Here is a 15,578-nt window from a genome sequence, read left to right as displayed (position 1 = left end):
CACAATGAAATCTGGCTCGGCCCCAGAGGAGCCGAGCCAGATTTCTTCGCCTGAACTAATTGTCGTCGTCAGGTTTCCGCAGAATCTGCAGAATCTGAGCAACATCTGACTTGAGTGTGCCAACGTCGGACTTAAGTGTGCCCACATCCGATTTGAGCGTGCCAACGTCGGACTTAAGTGTGCCCACATCCGATTTGAGCGTGCCAACGTCGGACTTGAGCGTGCCCACATCCGATTTGAGCGTGCCCACATCCGACTCTATCGACGCCAGTCGAACATCCATCACATCTTGACGCGACGCCATATTCCCCATGTCGACATTCATCGAAATCAAGCGCGATGCGACCGAACGGCCATCCAGGTCACCGATGCTGGTGCGGATGTCGCCCATGCTGGCGTGGATCGCCGCCAACTGCTCATGGATTTGGGTCACCGTCACAGTATCCCTGGTGATCTGGTGATCGCGCCACAGTTCTAGTTCGCATACGCGTTGTTCAAGAGACTTCCCGCTGGTACTCATGGTCGAACCCTCCCCTGGCCATTCGGTGTCGAAAGCACGTTCGACAATAGCGTTGGGCTCTGACAACTTCCAAGCTTCGGCCGGAATACATTTCCGACACACCGGAGACACGCTGGCCTGCCTGTTCGAGGGACGGCAGGCCTTGTGCGCCAGGGCGATTCGCCTCAGATGCCGAGGACCAGCTTGGCGGTGGTGAAGTAGATGATCAGGCCGGTGGCGTCGACCAGGGTGGTGACCATCGGGGCCGAGACGACCGCCGGATCGATGTGGAATCGCTTGGCGAGCAATGGCATGGTGCCACCGATGGTCGCGGCCCAGCCGCAGATGATGATCAGGGTGATGCCGACGACCAGTGCGGTGCCCGGATCGACGAACAGCGCGCCGATGGCGACGCCCGCGGTGGCCAGCATGGTGCCGAGCACCAGGCCGACGCGGCATTCGCGCCAGATCACCTTGAACAGGTCGGAGCCGCGCACCTCGCCGACGGCGACCGCACGCACACATGCGGTCGCCGCCTGGGCACCCGCATTCCCGCCCGCGCCGATGAGCAGCGGGATGAACAGCGCCAGATGCGCCGCCTGCTGCAGGGTGCCCTCGAAGAAGTCGGTGACGCTGACCGTCAGGGTGGCCGCGAACAGCAACAGCAGCAACCACAGTGCGCGGTAGCGGGCCAGCTGGAACACCTTTGCCGCCATGTAGTGGCCCTCCCACGGTGCCGAACCCGCCTGCTTGGCGACGTCCTCACTGTCGGCGGCCTCGATGACCTCCACGGCGTCATCGATGGTGAGCAGCCCGACCAGCCGGTCCTCGCTGTCGACGACGGGCAGGTTGATGACATTGGTTTCGCGCATCAGCCGCGCCGCCTTCTCGGCGGAGTCGGTCGCGCGCACGAATGTCGGCTCGGTGACGACCAGATCCGACACCATGGTCTCGGGACGACTCAGCACCAGCTCACGCAATTCGACAATCCCGGTGAGCCGGCGACCGGCGTCGACAACGGGCAGCGTGTACACCGTTTCGGCATTGATGCCCTTGATCCGTACCGTCTGCAGCGCGTCGGGCACGCTCAGATTGCGCGGCAGCGCAACGACTTCCGGCGTCATGTACAGCCCGACCGAACCCTCCGGATAGCCGAGCAGTGCAGCGGTCATCCGGCGTTCGCGCGCACTCAGTCCGGCCAGCACCTTCTTGGCGACCTTGGCCGGCGCCTCGCGCAGCATCCTGGCGCGGTCGTCGGGATCCATGGCCTCGACCAGATCGCGGAAGCTCTGATCGCGCAGACCCTCCAGAATCTGTTGCTGGTCAACGGGTTCGAGCTCCTCGAAGACGGCGAGCGCCAGATCCTTGTCGAGGAGACGGAACGCGACGCCCGCCTGGACAGCGTCCATGCGTGCGAGTTCGTCCGCTATGACATGCGGCTGCTGGTTGTCGAGCCAGTCGAGTGCGGCGTCGACACGATGGGTGTCCACGATGTCCTGCAGGGATGCGGACAGCGTCGGACGTGCTTCGATGAGATCGGTCTGCGACATGGGAGGTCCTCAGCACACGGCGAGATAAGCGAGTGAATCGAAAGAACGAAGTCACACCGCGGGCACCAACCCCGGGACCGACTACTACAGGACGGTTTTACGAAGGGGCGGTGCCGCGCGGCCTTCGACTGGGAGGTTCGCTGCGCATCGCAACCCCACCTCCTCAACGCCACCACAGGGCCGTCACCACTGCGGATTTCTCGAATGCGCCGCCCGGATCGGGCCGACCGCACAGCTTCCGGTTGAAGGATACATGCGGTGACGCGGGTGTTCACACTCGAATCGCGTAAAGATCGACGATATCTCGCTCGAATATGATCGGACCCACATCCGGTGTCAGGATGGCAAGGTGGCGCTGACGGCGATCTCGACATCGGGCCAGGTCGGCGTGTGCTCCACCCAGTCCGGTACCGGCCCGTCCTGTACACCGAAGAGATACAGATTCGGTACCAGATCGCGCAGCGCCTGATGCACCTCCAGGCGGTCGTCGATCATGTGGGTGATCCCCAATTCCGCGCAGTGCTTCGCCTTGTCCGCCCTTGCCCGGCAGAACCGCACGTTGCCCCCAGGCACGCCCGTCCGATCGTAGAACGCGTGGTGGTCGAGCCACTGCAGGGTGCGCTCCTGAACCCGGGGCCCGCATTTCGAGATGACCCATGCCCGGCCGTCGAACCGACGCACCAACCGCGCCAATACCTCGAATGCGTCGGCACTCGGCGGGGATGCCAGCGCCTGCTCGATTCCCCCGGACAGAAATACGGTGTCCGAAGCGCCCGCCGCGAAGGCCGCCCCCTGGATGACCCGGCCGAAGTCGATGCCGAGTCGCTGTTGTCTTTCTTTGTTCATCGACCTTCAGCATGACCCGGACCGCACCCGCGCCGCCAGCGAATTTTCCGGCCAGCAGGAGATTCGACGCACGCCGAGCCGAACTCTGCACCAATCATGGGAGGCCCGCGAGGATCGTTGCGGCTAGGTTCGGTGAAAACATACGAAGGAGAGATCTGTGCGCTTCGGCATCTTCATTCCACAGGGGTGGCGGCTGGATTTGGTCGATATCGACCCGGCGGCGCAATGGGGGGTGATGCGCGATCTCGCCCAGCGGGCGGATGCCGGAGATACCTGGGAATCGCTATGGGTGTACGACCACTTCCACACGGTGCCGGTGCCGACCGAAGAGGCGACGCACGAAGCGTGGACGCTGATGGCGGCGTTCGCGGCCACCACATCGCGCGTTCGGCTGGGGCAGATGTGTACCGCGATCAGCTACCGCAATCCGGCATATCTGGCGAAGGTCGCCGCGACCACGGATCTGATCTCCGGTGGCCGGGTCGAGATGGGCATCGGCGGCGGCTGGTACGAACACGAGTGGCGCGCTTACGGTTACGGGTTTCCGTCGGCGGGTGAGCGGCTCGGGCGGCTCGACGAAGGCGTGCAGATCTTCCGCCAGGCCTGGACCGAGGGCAAGGCCACGCTGGACGGCAAGTACTACCAGGTCGACGGTGCGATCGTGCGGCCACTTCCGTTGCAGGAGGGCGGTATTCCGATCTGGGTCGCGGGCGGTGGTGAGAAGAAGACGCTGCGAATCGCGGCAAAGTACGCCCAGTACACCAACTTCAGTGGCGCACCGGAGGAATTCACCCACAAGTCCGAGATCCTGCGCGCGCACTGCGCAGAGGTGGGTACCGATTTCGATGCCATCGTGCGCTCCTCGAACTTCAACGCCGTCATCGGATCCACCGAAGCCGAAGTAGAGCAACGCCTTTTGGCCTTGCAAGCCCGCCTGGCCACGGCGATCAGCGACGACCAGGCCAAATCCTTCGTCGACGGCATGCTCCGCACCTCCCCCGCCGTCGGCACCCCGGAACAGATCACCGAGCGCCTGTCCGCCGTCCGCGAACTCGGCCTCGGCTACGCCATCTTCAACTTCCCCGAAGCCGCCTACGACACCAGCGGCATCGACCTGTTCGAACGCGAAATAGCACCAACCCTGCGGTAACCGCTCGTTTCCGGCGTGTCGCGCCTTGATCCCATTCCCCGGACCCGCAGTTTCGAGGAACGGGCCGGGACACGCCAGTCCGCGACAGTCACTTTCGCCGATACCGACAGTCCGAGTCGTTGCGTGATCCATTCCACCCCAACGAGTTCGGTGCGGCTGACCGTGCGCTTGCCGATGGACCGAGGTCCGCAGGCCACGCCGCCTGCGGACCTCCCACCAGTGGGACCGCTGACACAATGGTCGGCGATCAGCTCACGACACGATGACTCGGGAGATATCTGTGGTGCATGACAATCCGGGCCGTTATGCGGACGCGCCGATGCTGCCCACGGCTGTGCAGTCGCGCTTCGAACACGACCCGAACGGGGCACTGCGCTACGTCGAGCCGGTACGCAAACCCGAAGCGACAGAATATGATTCGACGTCGCTGAACGCCGGTCGGCTGCGCCCCGACGGCACCCTCGAAGAGCCGAGATGGCCGATGCTCATCGCCTTCGCCATCGATCTGCTGGTGCACGCAGCCATCGGCGGCGGCGTCTGGCTCACGATCACCGAATATGCCCCAGACCCCGAGCAAGCCATTCCCCTGGCCATAACCGCCGCCGTCGCAACATCTTTCGTGCACCGCACATTCATCCAGCGCATAACCGGCACAACACTCGGCAAGGCATTCTTCGGCCTACGCCTGCGCTACCCCGACGGCACCTTCCCCACCCTCTGGCAATTGATCAAACTCTGGTGCGTAGGCACCTTCACCGTCGTAGTGACTCCCCTCCAACTCTTCGGCTGAGCCGTTTCTCGAAACGAGAAGGGGCCGAGAGCAGTCAGTCTTCCCACGGCATATCGCAGATCTGCACCAACTCGGGTTCGCGAGACCGTGTCACAAGAACTCCACGGCCCGGCGGCAGTGGCGACGCCCGTACACCAGCGATCAGCGCCCCCTCCTCCCGGGACCCGCTCATTACCACCCCTTCGGTCCCGAGATCACGCAACCTGCTGAGCACCGGATCGTAGAGGGCACGTCCGGCACCGCCGGTGCGCCGGGTGAGGATCAGGTGGAACCCGAGATCCCTTGCCTGCGCGAGGTAGTCGACCAGTGGCAGCAGTGGATTACTCGAGCTGGTGACGACCAGGTCGTAATCATCGACGATGATGAACAGCTCGGGCCCATGCCACCAACTGCGATCGCGTAGTTGCTGCGGCGTGACATCCGGTCCCGGGGTGCGACGAGAAAGGAACCCGGCAAGTTCGGTAACGATGGCCGACGCGGCCTGCTGGCTGGTCGAGTAACTCGCGAGGTGTAGGTCGTCGACCGTGCCGAGCATCGACCGCCGAAAGTCGAACAGCGCAATCCTCGCTTGCTCCGGCGCGGCGTGTTCGGTCAGTCCGGCGACAATATTCCGTAGCAGCGTCGTCTTGCCCGATTCGGAGTCCGCGAACACCAGAAAGTGTGGCTGGCTACGGAAATCCAGAACCACCGGCTCGAGATCGGATTCGCGTACACCCACCACGATGCGATTCCAGCTCGGTTCGATTCCCGATGTCGCGGCGGCCTCGAGCACCTCGGTGCGCGTGATGCGGTCCGGCAGCATCCGAATCTCCGGCGCGTGGCGATCGGGATATTCCTGGCTCAGCTGCCGCACGGCGGCTTGTATCCCCGCGGATAACGTATCGAAGTCGCTATTCGAGTCCAGCCGCGGCAGCGCCATCATCATGTGCAGGACACCATTCGGTCCCAGAATCAGTCCACGGCCCGACACTCCGGGCACCAGGGCCGCCGCCTGCCTGCTGAGCGTGGATTCATTCGGATCGTCGAGCCGCAGCTCCACTCGCAGTCCGAATCGCTCGCGGATCGCGGGTCGCAGATGCTGCCATCCGGATACCGAGATAATCACGTGGATACCGAACTGGCTGCCCTGTACTGCAAGAGCATTCAGGTCGGTGTCCAGTGATTCGAACTGCCGGAGCAATTCGCGCCACCCGTCGACGACGAGGAATACTTGGCCGAACCGATCCGACCGCGGCGGATCCGCGGCACGGTTTGCGTCGAGCGGGGTAACACCTTCCGACAGCCAAGGCGGGAGATCAGGCGTCGACGTGCTCTTCTCCGCGGCGAACAGCTCCGAACGCCGACGCAGCAATGCCGTCAGCTCGGCCACGGTGCGCCGCACTCGATCCGGATCCGAGCCGTCCGCGATCAACCCCACGTGCGGCATGCCCGCGAAGTCCGCGAACAATCCACCGTCGAAGTCGAGTATGTAGAACTGAACCGCCTCTGGTGAACGCGTTGCCGCGATCGACATGACCATGGTCGCCAATGCCCTGGACTTGCCGGACTTTCGGCCGCCCGCGACTGCGATACTTCCTTGACCACGCCCGGTCGGCATCATCGTCAGCACATCTTGGCGCTGGTAGTAGGGATCATCGATCATGCCGATCGGCGCCTGTGACCACTCGGGCGTGTTCAGGGGTGATATCAGCATGTCGATCGTCCTCGGCACGGTCAACGGCGGCAACCACACCGTACGTGCTGGTCGCGCACCCCCCTGCAGTTGCACCACCAATGCTTCGAGCAGCGTCCGCTGAACCGTTGCGCCGGTGTGGTTTCCAGGTGCGCCACGCTCGGGTCGCGATACGTACGCGGCGCGGAAGCGAACCAACTCGCTGTGCTCGTATCTCAGGTAGCCGTGTCCCGGCGTCCTCGGCAGCTGATACGCATCCGGCACACCGATAACCGCACGTGATTCATTGGCCGAGAACGTATGCAACGCGATCCGATAGGACAGGTGCCCCTCGATCGCACCGATCCGGTAACCGTCGAGTCGTTGCGTTGCCAGCAGCAGATGCAGGCCCAATGAACGACCGAGACGTCCGATCATGACCAGCGCGTCCGCGAATCCTGGCCGCTGCGTGAGAAGTTCGGCGAACTCGTCCACGATAACGAGCAACGCAGGCAGGGGATCGAGCTCCACGCCCACCATACGCGCCGACTCGTATTCGTCGACGTTCGCGAACTGCCCCGCCGACTGCAGCAACTCCTGCCGTCGCGCCACTTCACCCGCGATCGTCTCGATAAGGCGATCGACCAGCGCAAGATCAGCCTCCAGATCGGCGACGATCGCCGAAACATGTGGCAGCTCGGCGAATCCGTCGAACGCGTCGCCGCCCTTGGCGGAGATCAGCAGGAAGTTGAGCGCGTCCGGCGCGTGGTTGAGCGCCAGACCAGCGACAATATTCTTCAGGAATGTCGACTTGCCCGATCCTGTGGCACCGACCACCAGACCGTGCGGCCCCATACCCGCCTCTGCGGCTTGCTTCAGATCCAGCTCGACGGTTTCACCCGTCGGCGTCACACCGATCGCAACTCGCAGCCGCTCACGCCCCCTCCTCGGCCGCCACGCCACGTCGAGATCGACCCGGTCGTCGGCATCCAGTCCGAACAGTTCAGCGAAGTCGACCTCACCGTCGAAGAGCGAACGCCGCACCTGTGGACCTTGCGCGGCGGGCCATGCTCCGACGACCCGGCTGACCAATTCGCCCGCGCCGTCTGTCATCTCCACCATGCCCACCGAATCCGGTTGCAGCTCACGCAGATCCGGCATGGCGATGCGGAACGGCCGCTGCCCATACAGTGCCCAGCCCGGCCCCTCCGGCAGACGCGCGGCGCGCTCGGGATTGAGCCGCGACTCCACCGGTCGATGCAGCCGAAGTTCGATATGGGCGGGCAGCAGATCGGCCAACCAGTCCGGGATTTCGGTCCAGTCGCGGGCCGTCGCGACCACGTGCACGCCGTACTCCGGACCCGCACTCGCCACCTGTTTGATCTTGCTGTCGAGTTCGGCGATGTGCTCCCGGAAGTCACCCCACCGATCGATCAGCAGGAATATGTCGGCGACCGGACCGTCGGTCAGCAAGGGCCGGGCAGCACGCAGGCTGGCAGGTGAGTCGATATCGTTGTCGCGGTAGAGCTTCTTGCGAGTGCGGATCTCGGCGGTGATCTGCTCCAGCAGCATCAGCACCTGCTCGGGTTCGTCATCGCTGGCCACGTCGGCGAGGTGCGGTAATGCGCTCATCGAACCCAGGCGGTTGCTGGACTCCAGCACATAGATCTGCACCTCGTCCGGGGTATGCGTCAGTGCCAGTGATCCGGCGAGGGTGCGCAGCAGTGTGCTCTTGCCGGCCCCGGCTCGACCGATTACCAGAAGGTTCCCATTGGAACCGGCCAGATCCAGCCAGACCGTCTCCCCCTCCGCGCCGTCCGCGCGCCGCTCCTGACCGATCGGCACCTTCAGTCGCCCTGTCCCCCACCAGTTCTCGGCACGTAGACCCGCGACCGGATCGCGTTCGAGGCGACCGAGCAATTCGCCGAGTTGGACTCGATCCCTGCCTCGAGGATGCTGGAGTACTTCCGCCGGACCCGTGCGATGTACACCTCATCCTTGAACACCCCGTAATGATTCGGGGTCTGCCTGCTCGTGCGGTTACGCACATCGGCACTGACATAGGTCCACAGATCGTGCGTTCCGATGAGGCCACTGCCGTTGTCGGCAAGGCCGGTGCCGATGCCCTTCACCAGCGCCGAGGTGAAGACAGAAAGGGGCGCGGACTGGTCCGCGGTCATCCGTCCGTCCTCGGCGGTCTCGATCGCGCTGGATGCGGTCAGCACGCAAATACCGTCTCCCGCGGCGAGTTCGCGGCCGACATCATCGATATCCGGCGCGGACTTGACCACATCCGGGCCGAGAAAGGCGCCGCTGTAGCAGCAGTCCAACAGAATGATCTTCGCCGCCGCGGCCGATTCCCTGATCAGTTCCCGAATGAACGTCGAGGACACCGCCGTACTGCTGATCAACTGCGGGTCGGTATTGCTGGTCGCCAGATACAGGTTCTGTCTGGTCCGCAGGCCGTGACCGGAGAAGTAGAAGAGGATGACATCCTCCGGCTCGGCCCCGCGGAACAACCGCTCGATGCTGCGTTCGATCTCGGCCTTGGACTCGTTGATCAACAGCTCGGTCGGCCGGAAACCACCGATCTCCGGGTCGCGCAACAACTCTCGCAGCTGATCGGCGTCGGCGACCGGCGCGTAGAGCCGAGGCAGGCCGTCGAAGTGGTAGGTGTCGTTGGCGACGAATAACGCCAGCCGGCGTCCGGTCGGACTACTCATCGTGGAGCAGGTCGCGCAGCTGGTCGACGATCTTGTCGACCTGCCCGTCGCTGGGCCGAGCGATGGTGACCTCCCGATCGCCATTTTTCACCGTGACCGAACCGGCCCTCGTGCGGTCCAGGAACTTGATCACGATGTCCCGGATCGCCCAGGCCATGGTGCCGATCGCACCACCGGAGGCCACCAGTTGGCCGACCTGCTCGAGCGCTCCGGATTTCATGCCATCGCCCGCGGCCGCCGTCGCACGCCGTACCGCGAGACCCCTGATCTCGCGCAGATCCGCCTGTAGCTCATCGGTCAGCTCGTCGAGCCACTCGGAATCTCGTCGGCTGCCGGAATTGATCACCAGCACAACATCGGCCATGGTCCGTCGCCCCTCCTGTCGACCCATATGCACTATGGTCCGATAACTCTAGCCAGGAGAGCCGAAAGGGGCGGCCGCGCAACGCCAGACCGCCCCTTTCGGACATCGACTACAGCATGCAGGAGACGCAGCCCTCGACTTCGGTTCCCTCCAAAGCCATTTGGCGTAGGCGGATGTAGTAGAGGGTTTTGATGCCCTTGCGCCAGGCGTAGATCTGGGCGCGGTTGAGGTCGCGGGTGGTGGCGGTGTCCTTGAAGAAGAGGGTCAGCGACAGGCCCTGGTCCACGTGCTGGGTGGCGGCGGCGTAGGTGTCGATGATCTTCTCGTAGCCGATTTCGTAGGCGTCGTCGTAGTACTCGAGGTTGTCGTTGTCGAGGTAGGGCGCCGGGTAGTAGACGCGGCCGATCTTGCCTTCCTTGCGGATCTCGATCTTCGACGCCACCGGGTGGATCGAGCTGGTGGAGTGGTTGATGTAGGAGATCGAACCGGTCGGCGGGACGGCCTGCAGGTTCTGGTTGTAGATGCCGTGCTCCATGACCGAGGCCCTCAGCTCACGCCAATCGTCCTGGGTCGGAATGTGCACGCCCGCATCGGCGAACAGCTGCGCGACCCGTTCGGTCTTCGGCTCCCACACCTGATCGGTGTACTTGTCGAAGTACTCACCGGAGGCGTACTTGGATTCGGGGAAGCCGCCGAAATAGGCGCCGCGCTCCTTCGCGATCAGGTTCGAGGCCCGAATCGCGTGGTACACCACGGTATAGAAGTAGATATTGGTGAAGTCGATGCCCTCTTCGGACCCGTAGTGCACCCGCTCACGGGCCAGATACCCGTGCAGGTTCATCTGGCCGAGGCCGATCGCGTGGGATTCGTTGTTGCCCTGCTCGATCGAGGGCACCGAGTAGATATGCGTCTGATCCGATACCGCGGTCAGCGCCCGGATCGCCACCTCGATGGTGCGTGCGAAGTCGGGTGAATCCATCGTCTTGGCGATGTTCAACGAGCCGAGATTGCACGAAATGTCCTTGCCCACCTCGGCATAGGACAGATCGTCGTTGAACAGCGACGGCGTCGACACCTGCAGGATCTCCGAGCACAGATTCGAGTGCGTGATCTTGCCCGCGATCGGATTGGCCCGGTTCACCGTGTCCTCGAACATGATGTACGGGTAGCCGGATTCGAACTGCAGCTCGGCAATGGTCTGGAAGAACTCGCGCGCCTTGATCTTCGACTTGCGGATGCGCTTGTCGTCGACCATCTCGTAGTACTTCTCGGTGACATTGATATCGGCGAACGGCACCCCGTAGATGCGCTCCACGTCGTACGGCGAGAAGAGGTACATATCCTCGTTCTTCTTCGCCAGTTCGAAGGTGATGTCCGGGATCACCACACCCAGGGACAGTGTCTTGATGCGGATCTTCTCGTCCGCATTCTCCCGCTTGGTGTCCAGGAACCGGTAGATGTCCGGGTGGTGCGCGTGCAGGTACACCGCGCCCGCACCCTGCCGCGCACCGAGCTGGTTGGCGTAGGAGAACGAATCCTCGAGCAGCTTCATGATCGGGATGACACCCGAGCTCTGGTTCTCGATCTTCTTGATCGGCGCACCGTGCTCACGAATATTGGTGAGCAGCAGGGCAACTCCACCACCGCGCTTGGACAGCTGCAGCGCCGAGTTGATGGAGCGGCCAATCGACTCCATGTTGTCCTCGATGCGCAGCAGGAAGCAGGACACCGGCTCACCGCGCTGCTTCTTACCCGAGTTGAGGAAGGTCGGGGTGGCGGGCTGAAAGCGCCCGTCGATGATCTCGTCGACCAGCTTGCTCGCGAGCACCTCGTCACCGGCCGCCAGCGTCAGCGCCACCATGCAAACCCGGTCCTCGAACCGCTCCAGGTAGCGCTTACCGTCGAAGGTCTTGAGCGTGTAGGAGGTGTAGTACTTGAACGCGCCGAGGAAGGTCGGGAACCGGAACTTCTTGGCGTAGGCCTGTTGGAACAGCGTCTTGATGAACGCGCGGCTGTACTGCTCGAGAACCTCTGCCTCGTAATAGTTCTCGTCGACCAGGTAGTCCAGCTTCTCGTCCAGATTGTGGAAGAAGACGGTGTTCTGGTTGACGTGCTGCAGGAAGTACTGGTGCGCGGCCTCACGGTCCTTGTCGAACTGGATCTTGCCGTCGGCGCCGTACAGGTTCAGCATCGCGTTGAGGGCGTGGTAGTCCATGACCTCGCCTGCCTCGGCGGTACGGACCGGTGGCTGCTCTAAGCGAGCCGTTTTGCCGGTCGGTGCTGTCGTTGCTGTTGCCAAAACAATCCCAATCCCTCTCGGACGCGCTCGACGTCCTCAGCGGTTCCCATGAGTTCGAAGCGATACAGGTAGGGCACCCCGCACTTACGCGAGATCACCTCGCCCGCATAGCAATAGGTATCGCCGAAGTTCGTGTTGCCCGCCGCGACGACGCCGCGCAGCAGCGCACGGTTGTGCGGATCGTTGAGGAACTTGGCGACCTGCCGCGGCACGAAATCCTTATCGGATCTATTTCCCCCCAGTACGTGCCGACCGCCCCCGTAGGTGGGGACGATCAGCACGTATGGTTCGTCTACGCGCAGCGAGTCAGCGGTGTGCAGTGGTATGCGAGTCGCCGGGAGTCCCAGCTTCTCGACGAAGCGGTGCGTATTCTCCGAGGCGCTGGAGAAGTAGACCAGCGCTGTCGCTGTGGACATGGCTACCTCCTCCCCCTTCCATCGGATACACCGGAAAGCAGGATGCGGTCAGGCCGCCACGGTCGCGAGCGACTTGATGCGGTCGGGCCGGAAGCCGGACCAGTGGTCCTCACCGGCGACGACGACCGGGGCCTGCAGGTAACCCAGCGCCATGACGTAGTCACGCGCCTCATCGTTCTCGGAGATGTCGATGACTTCGTAGTCCACCCCGGCCTTGTCGAGCGCCTTGTAGGTGGCATTGCACTGGACGCAAGCGGGCTTGGTGTACACGGTGATGGTCATTGATGTCCCTCTCTCCTATGCCTGATCCACAGCCTGTGATCCGTATGCAGTGCTTGATCCGACGTACGCTGCGCAAACTCCTGGATCCGTACCTGAAACCCCTGCTCAGCCGCTCGCGGCCGAAGCTGATCTCATCCCGTCTTCCAGTACCGAAGACACTACACCTAGTGGCCGACAGAGTCATAAAACACGACATGTTGCGAGTCACAAAGATGAAATTCCCAAGCGGTAAGTACCTGGACGCTCGATTCGCAACCTGACACAACAGTGGCGCAGATCACAATTTCGTACCGTAGCGCCCTTCCAGCAAACTTCCTTCGACGAACGAAAAAAGGCCGCCCCCGCACTCCACGAATGGAGCCGGGGGCGACCCTGACGGCAAGACTCGACGCTTAGGCGGACACCAGTTCGCCGGTCGCCTGCACCAGTTCGTGCACGGTCGCGCCGAGCTGCGTCAGCGCCTCGGCATCCTCGCGCGGATGCGAGGCGGCGAACCGCTCGCCGAATCCGGCGAAGTGCAGATGGGCGGTCTCGACAACCCTGGCGCCCGCGACGCCGAGCGCCTTGACCACATCGCCGTGCGCCCACTTGGCCGCATTCTGGCTGATCGAACCGCTGACCACCGCGACCGGGCGATCCTTGAGCGCGCCGGTACCGTACGGGCGCGAAGCCCAGTCGATGGCGTTCTTCAGTACGGCGGGGATGCTGCCGTTGTATTCGGGCGTCACCAGGAGCAGACCGTCGGATGCGGCGACCGCGTCACGCAGCGCCTGCGCGGCGGCGGGTACGGAGCCGGGCACGTCGAGATCCTCGTTGTAGAAGGGGATATCGGCGAGGCCCTCGTAGATGGTGAGCTCGACACCCTCCGGCGCGGTCTGCGCGGCAGCCTCGGCGAGCCTGCGGTTGATCGAGGCGGCGCGGAGGCTGCCGACAAGAGTAAGAATCCGGGTCGCGCTCATGTTTTCTCCTGGTGTACTGAATGGGGTGTCCGTTCTTTTGCCTACACTAACCGGACCATGGTCCGATTCCATTCCCGGGAGAACCGCGAGAGGCCTGTGAGCTACAGCACATCCATGCCGGACGGAATGATGCCCGAGCGACCACTGCTCGGCATCGGTGCGCCCCTGCCCGGAAATCACGAACGCGCCGACGCCGCGCGCAACCGGCAGCTACTCCTGGACGCGGCGCAGGAGATCGTGCGCGAACAAGGCGTGGACAGCCTGACGATGGACGCACTCGCCAAGCGGGCAGGCGTCGGCAAGGGCACCGTCTTCCGACGGTTCGGCAGCAGGTCGGGGCTACTGCGCGCGCTCTTGGACCACGCCGAGCGAAAGTTCCAGGAAGAGTTCATGTTCGGACCGCCGCCGATGGGGCCCGGCGCACCGGCGGTGGAGCGACTGGTCGCCTTCGGCCGGGCCCGGCTACTCGATATCGAGGTCGCGGGCGAACTGCATCGCGCCGCGGAAATCGGCGAGGCGGGCGACCGCTTCACCGGCCCGCCCTACGGACTGCTGCGCGCACACGTGACGATGCTGCTGCGGCAGGCCCGGATCGACGGCGATGTCGTACTGGTCGCCGATGGTCTGCTGGGCCTGCTCGGCGCCGCATTGGTGATGCATCAGATGCATGTCCTCGGTTACGACCGATGTCAGATCGGCGACAACTGGGAGGCGTTCGTTCGGCGGGTGGTCATCTCGGCGCGGCCAGTAGAGTGATGCGTCATGGGGAACCTGCGTGAACAGATCATCGCCGAGTTGGGCGTCCAATCGAATATCGAACCGAAGCTCGAGGTTCGGCGTCGGGTCGATTTTCTCAAGGACTATCTGAGCGCAAGTCCCGCACGAGGTTTCGTACTCGGCATCAGCGGTGGTCAGGACAGCGCGCTGACCGGACGACTGTGCCAGCTCGCCGTCGAGGAGTTGCGTGCCGACGGCGCGGATGCCGCCTTCATCGCGGTGCGACTGCCCTACGGTGTGCAGGCCGACGAGGCCGATGCTCGGATCGCGCTGCGGTTCATCCAGCCCGACCGCTCGGTGGTGGTCAATATCCGCCCCGGCGCCAATGCCGTTGCCGCCGAAGTCGCCTCGGCGTTGCAGGTGGACAAGCTGCGCGATTTCGTGCGCGGCAATATCAAGGCCCGCGAACGCATGGTGACCCAGTACGCCATCGCCGGTCAGGAAAATATGCTCGTCGTCGGCACCGATCACGCGGCCGAGGCGGTCACCGGCTTCTTCACCAAATTCGGCGACGGCGGCGTGGACATCACCCCGCTGACCGGCCTCACCAAGCGCCAGGGCGCGGCGCTGCTGCAGGAACTCGGTGCGCCGTCGAGCATCTGGTCCAAGGTGCCGACCGCCGATCTCGAGGACGACCGCCCGGCCCTGCCCGACGAGGAGGCGCTCGGCCTGCGCTACAGCGAGATCGATGACTATCTGGAGGGCAATGACGTCACGCCGGAAGTCGCCCAGAAGCTGGAGACGATCTTCCTGAACACCCGCCACAAGCGCACCGTCCCGGTCACGCCGCTCGACACCTGGTGGCGCTGACTACTTCGGGTCCGGAGTCTCCAGTAGCCTGCGGTGCAGTTCCTTGGTCATCTCGTGGATGGCCCTGGTCAGTTCGGTATTGGTCTTGAGCTCCAACTCCTGCTCGTTGAAGTCGTGATCGGCCTTCATCTGCTGGAACTCGGCCTGCCGATTCTGGCCGATCATGACGAAGGTGGACAGGAATATCGCCTCCAAGGAGACGACCAGCGTCAGCGTCGGCCATGGACTCTGTTCGGCCCAGATCATCCAGATCGAGAAACCGATGGCGTGGATGTAGACGAACCGCATCGACCCGGCGAATTTCGTGATCCAGTCCGCCACCCGCAGTTGCAGGCTCTCTCCCCGCACCTCGTGGAACCGCACCACCGCCGGGTGCCGGGCAGGTACCTGATTCGACGGCTGGGACATATCGACTCCTGATCCGGTCCGGCGAACTGCATTGGCGCAGATGCTAACCCGGTC

At 63.6% G+C, this 15,578-nt stretch carries 15 protein-coding genes; 4 read left to right on the top strand and 11 right to left on the bottom strand.

Going from position 1 to position 15,578, the window contains the following annotated elements; translation table 11 throughout:
• Positions 1–55 precede the first annotated feature (55 nt).
• The 3 genes from ACQPZ2_RS11120 to ACQPZ2_RS11110 form a co-directional block, all read right to left on the bottom strand.
• Positions 56–520 carry a hypothetical protein gene (locus ACQPZ2_RS11120; RefSeq protein WP_433525465.1) on the bottom strand — a complete coding sequence of 155 codons (465 nt, stop codon included), beginning with the start codon at positions 518–520 and terminating at the stop codon, positions 56–58.
• 164 nt (positions 521–684) lie between these two features.
• The gene (gene mgtE / locus ACQPZ2_RS11115) at positions 685–2,049 is read right to left on the bottom strand and encodes a magnesium transporter (RefSeq protein WP_433525464.1); all 1,365 of its coding nucleotides are present in this window, start codon (positions 2,047–2,049) and stop codon (positions 685–687) included.
• 336 nt (positions 2,050–2,385) lie between these two features.
• The gene (locus tag ACQPZ2_RS11110; RefSeq protein ID WP_433525463.1) at positions 2,386–2,895 is read right to left on the bottom strand and encodes a hypothetical protein; all 510 of its coding nucleotides are present in this window, start codon (positions 2,893–2,895) and stop codon (positions 2,386–2,388) included.
• A 157-nt stretch (positions 2,896–3,052) separates the two neighbouring features.
• Between ACQPZ2_RS11110 and ACQPZ2_RS11105 the strand changes: the two genes are divergently transcribed.
• Positions 3,053–4,045: an LLM class F420-dependent oxidoreductase gene (locus tag ACQPZ2_RS11105; protein ID WP_433525462.1), complete on the top strand. Its 993-nt coding sequence runs from the start codon at positions 3,053–3,055 to the stop codon at positions 4,043–4,045.
• 280 nt (positions 4,046–4,325) lie between these two features.
• Positions 4,326–4,835: an RDD family protein gene (locus ACQPZ2_RS11100; protein WP_433525461.1), complete on the top strand. Its 510-nt coding sequence runs from the start codon at positions 4,326–4,328 to the stop codon at positions 4,833–4,835.
• 34 nt (positions 4,836–4,869) lie between these two features.
• Here ACQPZ2_RS11100 and eccCb read toward each other — a convergent pair whose 3' ends face one another.
• The 7 genes from eccCb to ACQPZ2_RS11065 all read right to left on the bottom strand — a co-directional run bounded on the left by eccCb (position 4,870) and on the right by ACQPZ2_RS11065 (position 13,529).
• Positions 4,870–8,406, bottom strand: a complete 3,537-nt coding sequence (gene eccCb / locus ACQPZ2_RS11095) for a type VII secretion protein EccCb (protein ID WP_433525460.1) — start codon at positions 8,404–8,406, stop codon at positions 4,870–4,872.
• Positions 8,334–9,209, bottom strand: a complete 876-nt coding sequence (locus tag ACQPZ2_RS11090) for a caspase family protein (RefSeq protein WP_433525459.1) — start codon at positions 9,207–9,209, stop codon at positions 8,334–8,336. Before ACQPZ2_RS11090 ends, eccCb begins: the two co-directional genes overlap by 73 nt.
• Positions 9,202–9,600 carry an effector-associated constant component EACC1 gene (locus ACQPZ2_RS11085; RefSeq protein WP_433525458.1) on the bottom strand — a complete coding sequence of 133 codons (399 nt, stop codon included), beginning with the start codon at positions 9,598–9,600 and terminating at the stop codon, positions 9,202–9,204. Before ACQPZ2_RS11085 ends, ACQPZ2_RS11090 begins: the two co-directional genes overlap by 8 nt.
• Positions 9,601–9,682: 82 nt before the next feature.
• Positions 9,683–11,788: a class 1b ribonucleoside-diphosphate reductase subunit alpha gene (gene nrdE / locus ACQPZ2_RS11080; RefSeq protein WP_433525457.1), complete on the bottom strand. Its 2,106-nt coding sequence runs from the start codon at positions 11,786–11,788 to the stop codon at positions 9,683–9,685.
• 38 nt (positions 11,789–11,826) lie between these two features.
• Entirely contained in the window at positions 11,827–12,288 is a 462-nt protein-coding gene (nrdI, locus tag ACQPZ2_RS11075) for a class Ib ribonucleoside-diphosphate reductase assembly flavoprotein NrdI (RefSeq protein WP_063046323.1), read from the bottom strand.
• 48 nt (positions 12,289–12,336) lie between these two features.
• Positions 12,337–12,570 carry a redoxin NrdH gene (locus ACQPZ2_RS11070; protein WP_040693941.1) on the bottom strand — a complete coding sequence of 78 codons (234 nt, stop codon included), beginning with the start codon at positions 12,568–12,570 and terminating at the stop codon, positions 12,337–12,339.
• 392 nt (positions 12,571–12,962) lie between these two features.
• On the bottom strand, positions 12,963–13,529 hold the full coding sequence (locus ACQPZ2_RS11065; protein ID WP_433525456.1) for an NAD(P)H-dependent oxidoreductase: 567 nt from the start codon (positions 13,527–13,529) through the stop codon (positions 12,963–12,965).
• A gap of 114 nt (positions 13,530–13,643) precedes the next feature.
• Between ACQPZ2_RS11065 and ACQPZ2_RS11060 the strand changes: the two genes are divergently transcribed.
• Positions 13,644–14,285 (top strand): TetR/AcrR family transcriptional regulator, encoded by a 642-nt coding sequence (locus tag ACQPZ2_RS11060; protein WP_433525455.1) that lies wholly within the window; start codon positions 13,644–13,646, stop codon positions 14,283–14,285.
• Positions 14,286–14,291: 6 nt separating this feature from the next.
• Positions 14,292–15,116: an ammonia-dependent NAD(+) synthetase gene (gene nadE, locus ACQPZ2_RS11055; protein WP_387289529.1), complete on the top strand. Its 825-nt coding sequence runs from the start codon at positions 14,292–14,294 to the stop codon at positions 15,114–15,116.
• Here the strand turns inward: nadE and ACQPZ2_RS11050 are convergent, their stop codons facing one another.
• Complete coding sequence (locus tag ACQPZ2_RS11050; protein ID WP_433525454.1) at positions 15,117–15,524, bottom strand: DUF1003 domain-containing protein; 408 nt, start codon at positions 15,522–15,524, stop codon at positions 15,117–15,119.
• Positions 15,525–15,578: the final 54 nt, after the last annotated feature.

The organism is Nocardia pseudovaccinii (genome assembly GCF_050942345.1).
Taxonomy (GTDB): domain Bacteria; phylum Actinomycetota; class Actinomycetes; order Mycobacteriales; family Mycobacteriaceae; genus Nocardia; species Nocardia pseudovaccinii.
Note: the sequence above shows the minus strand (reverse complement) of the source record. Positions and strands in the feature narration are given on the sequence as shown.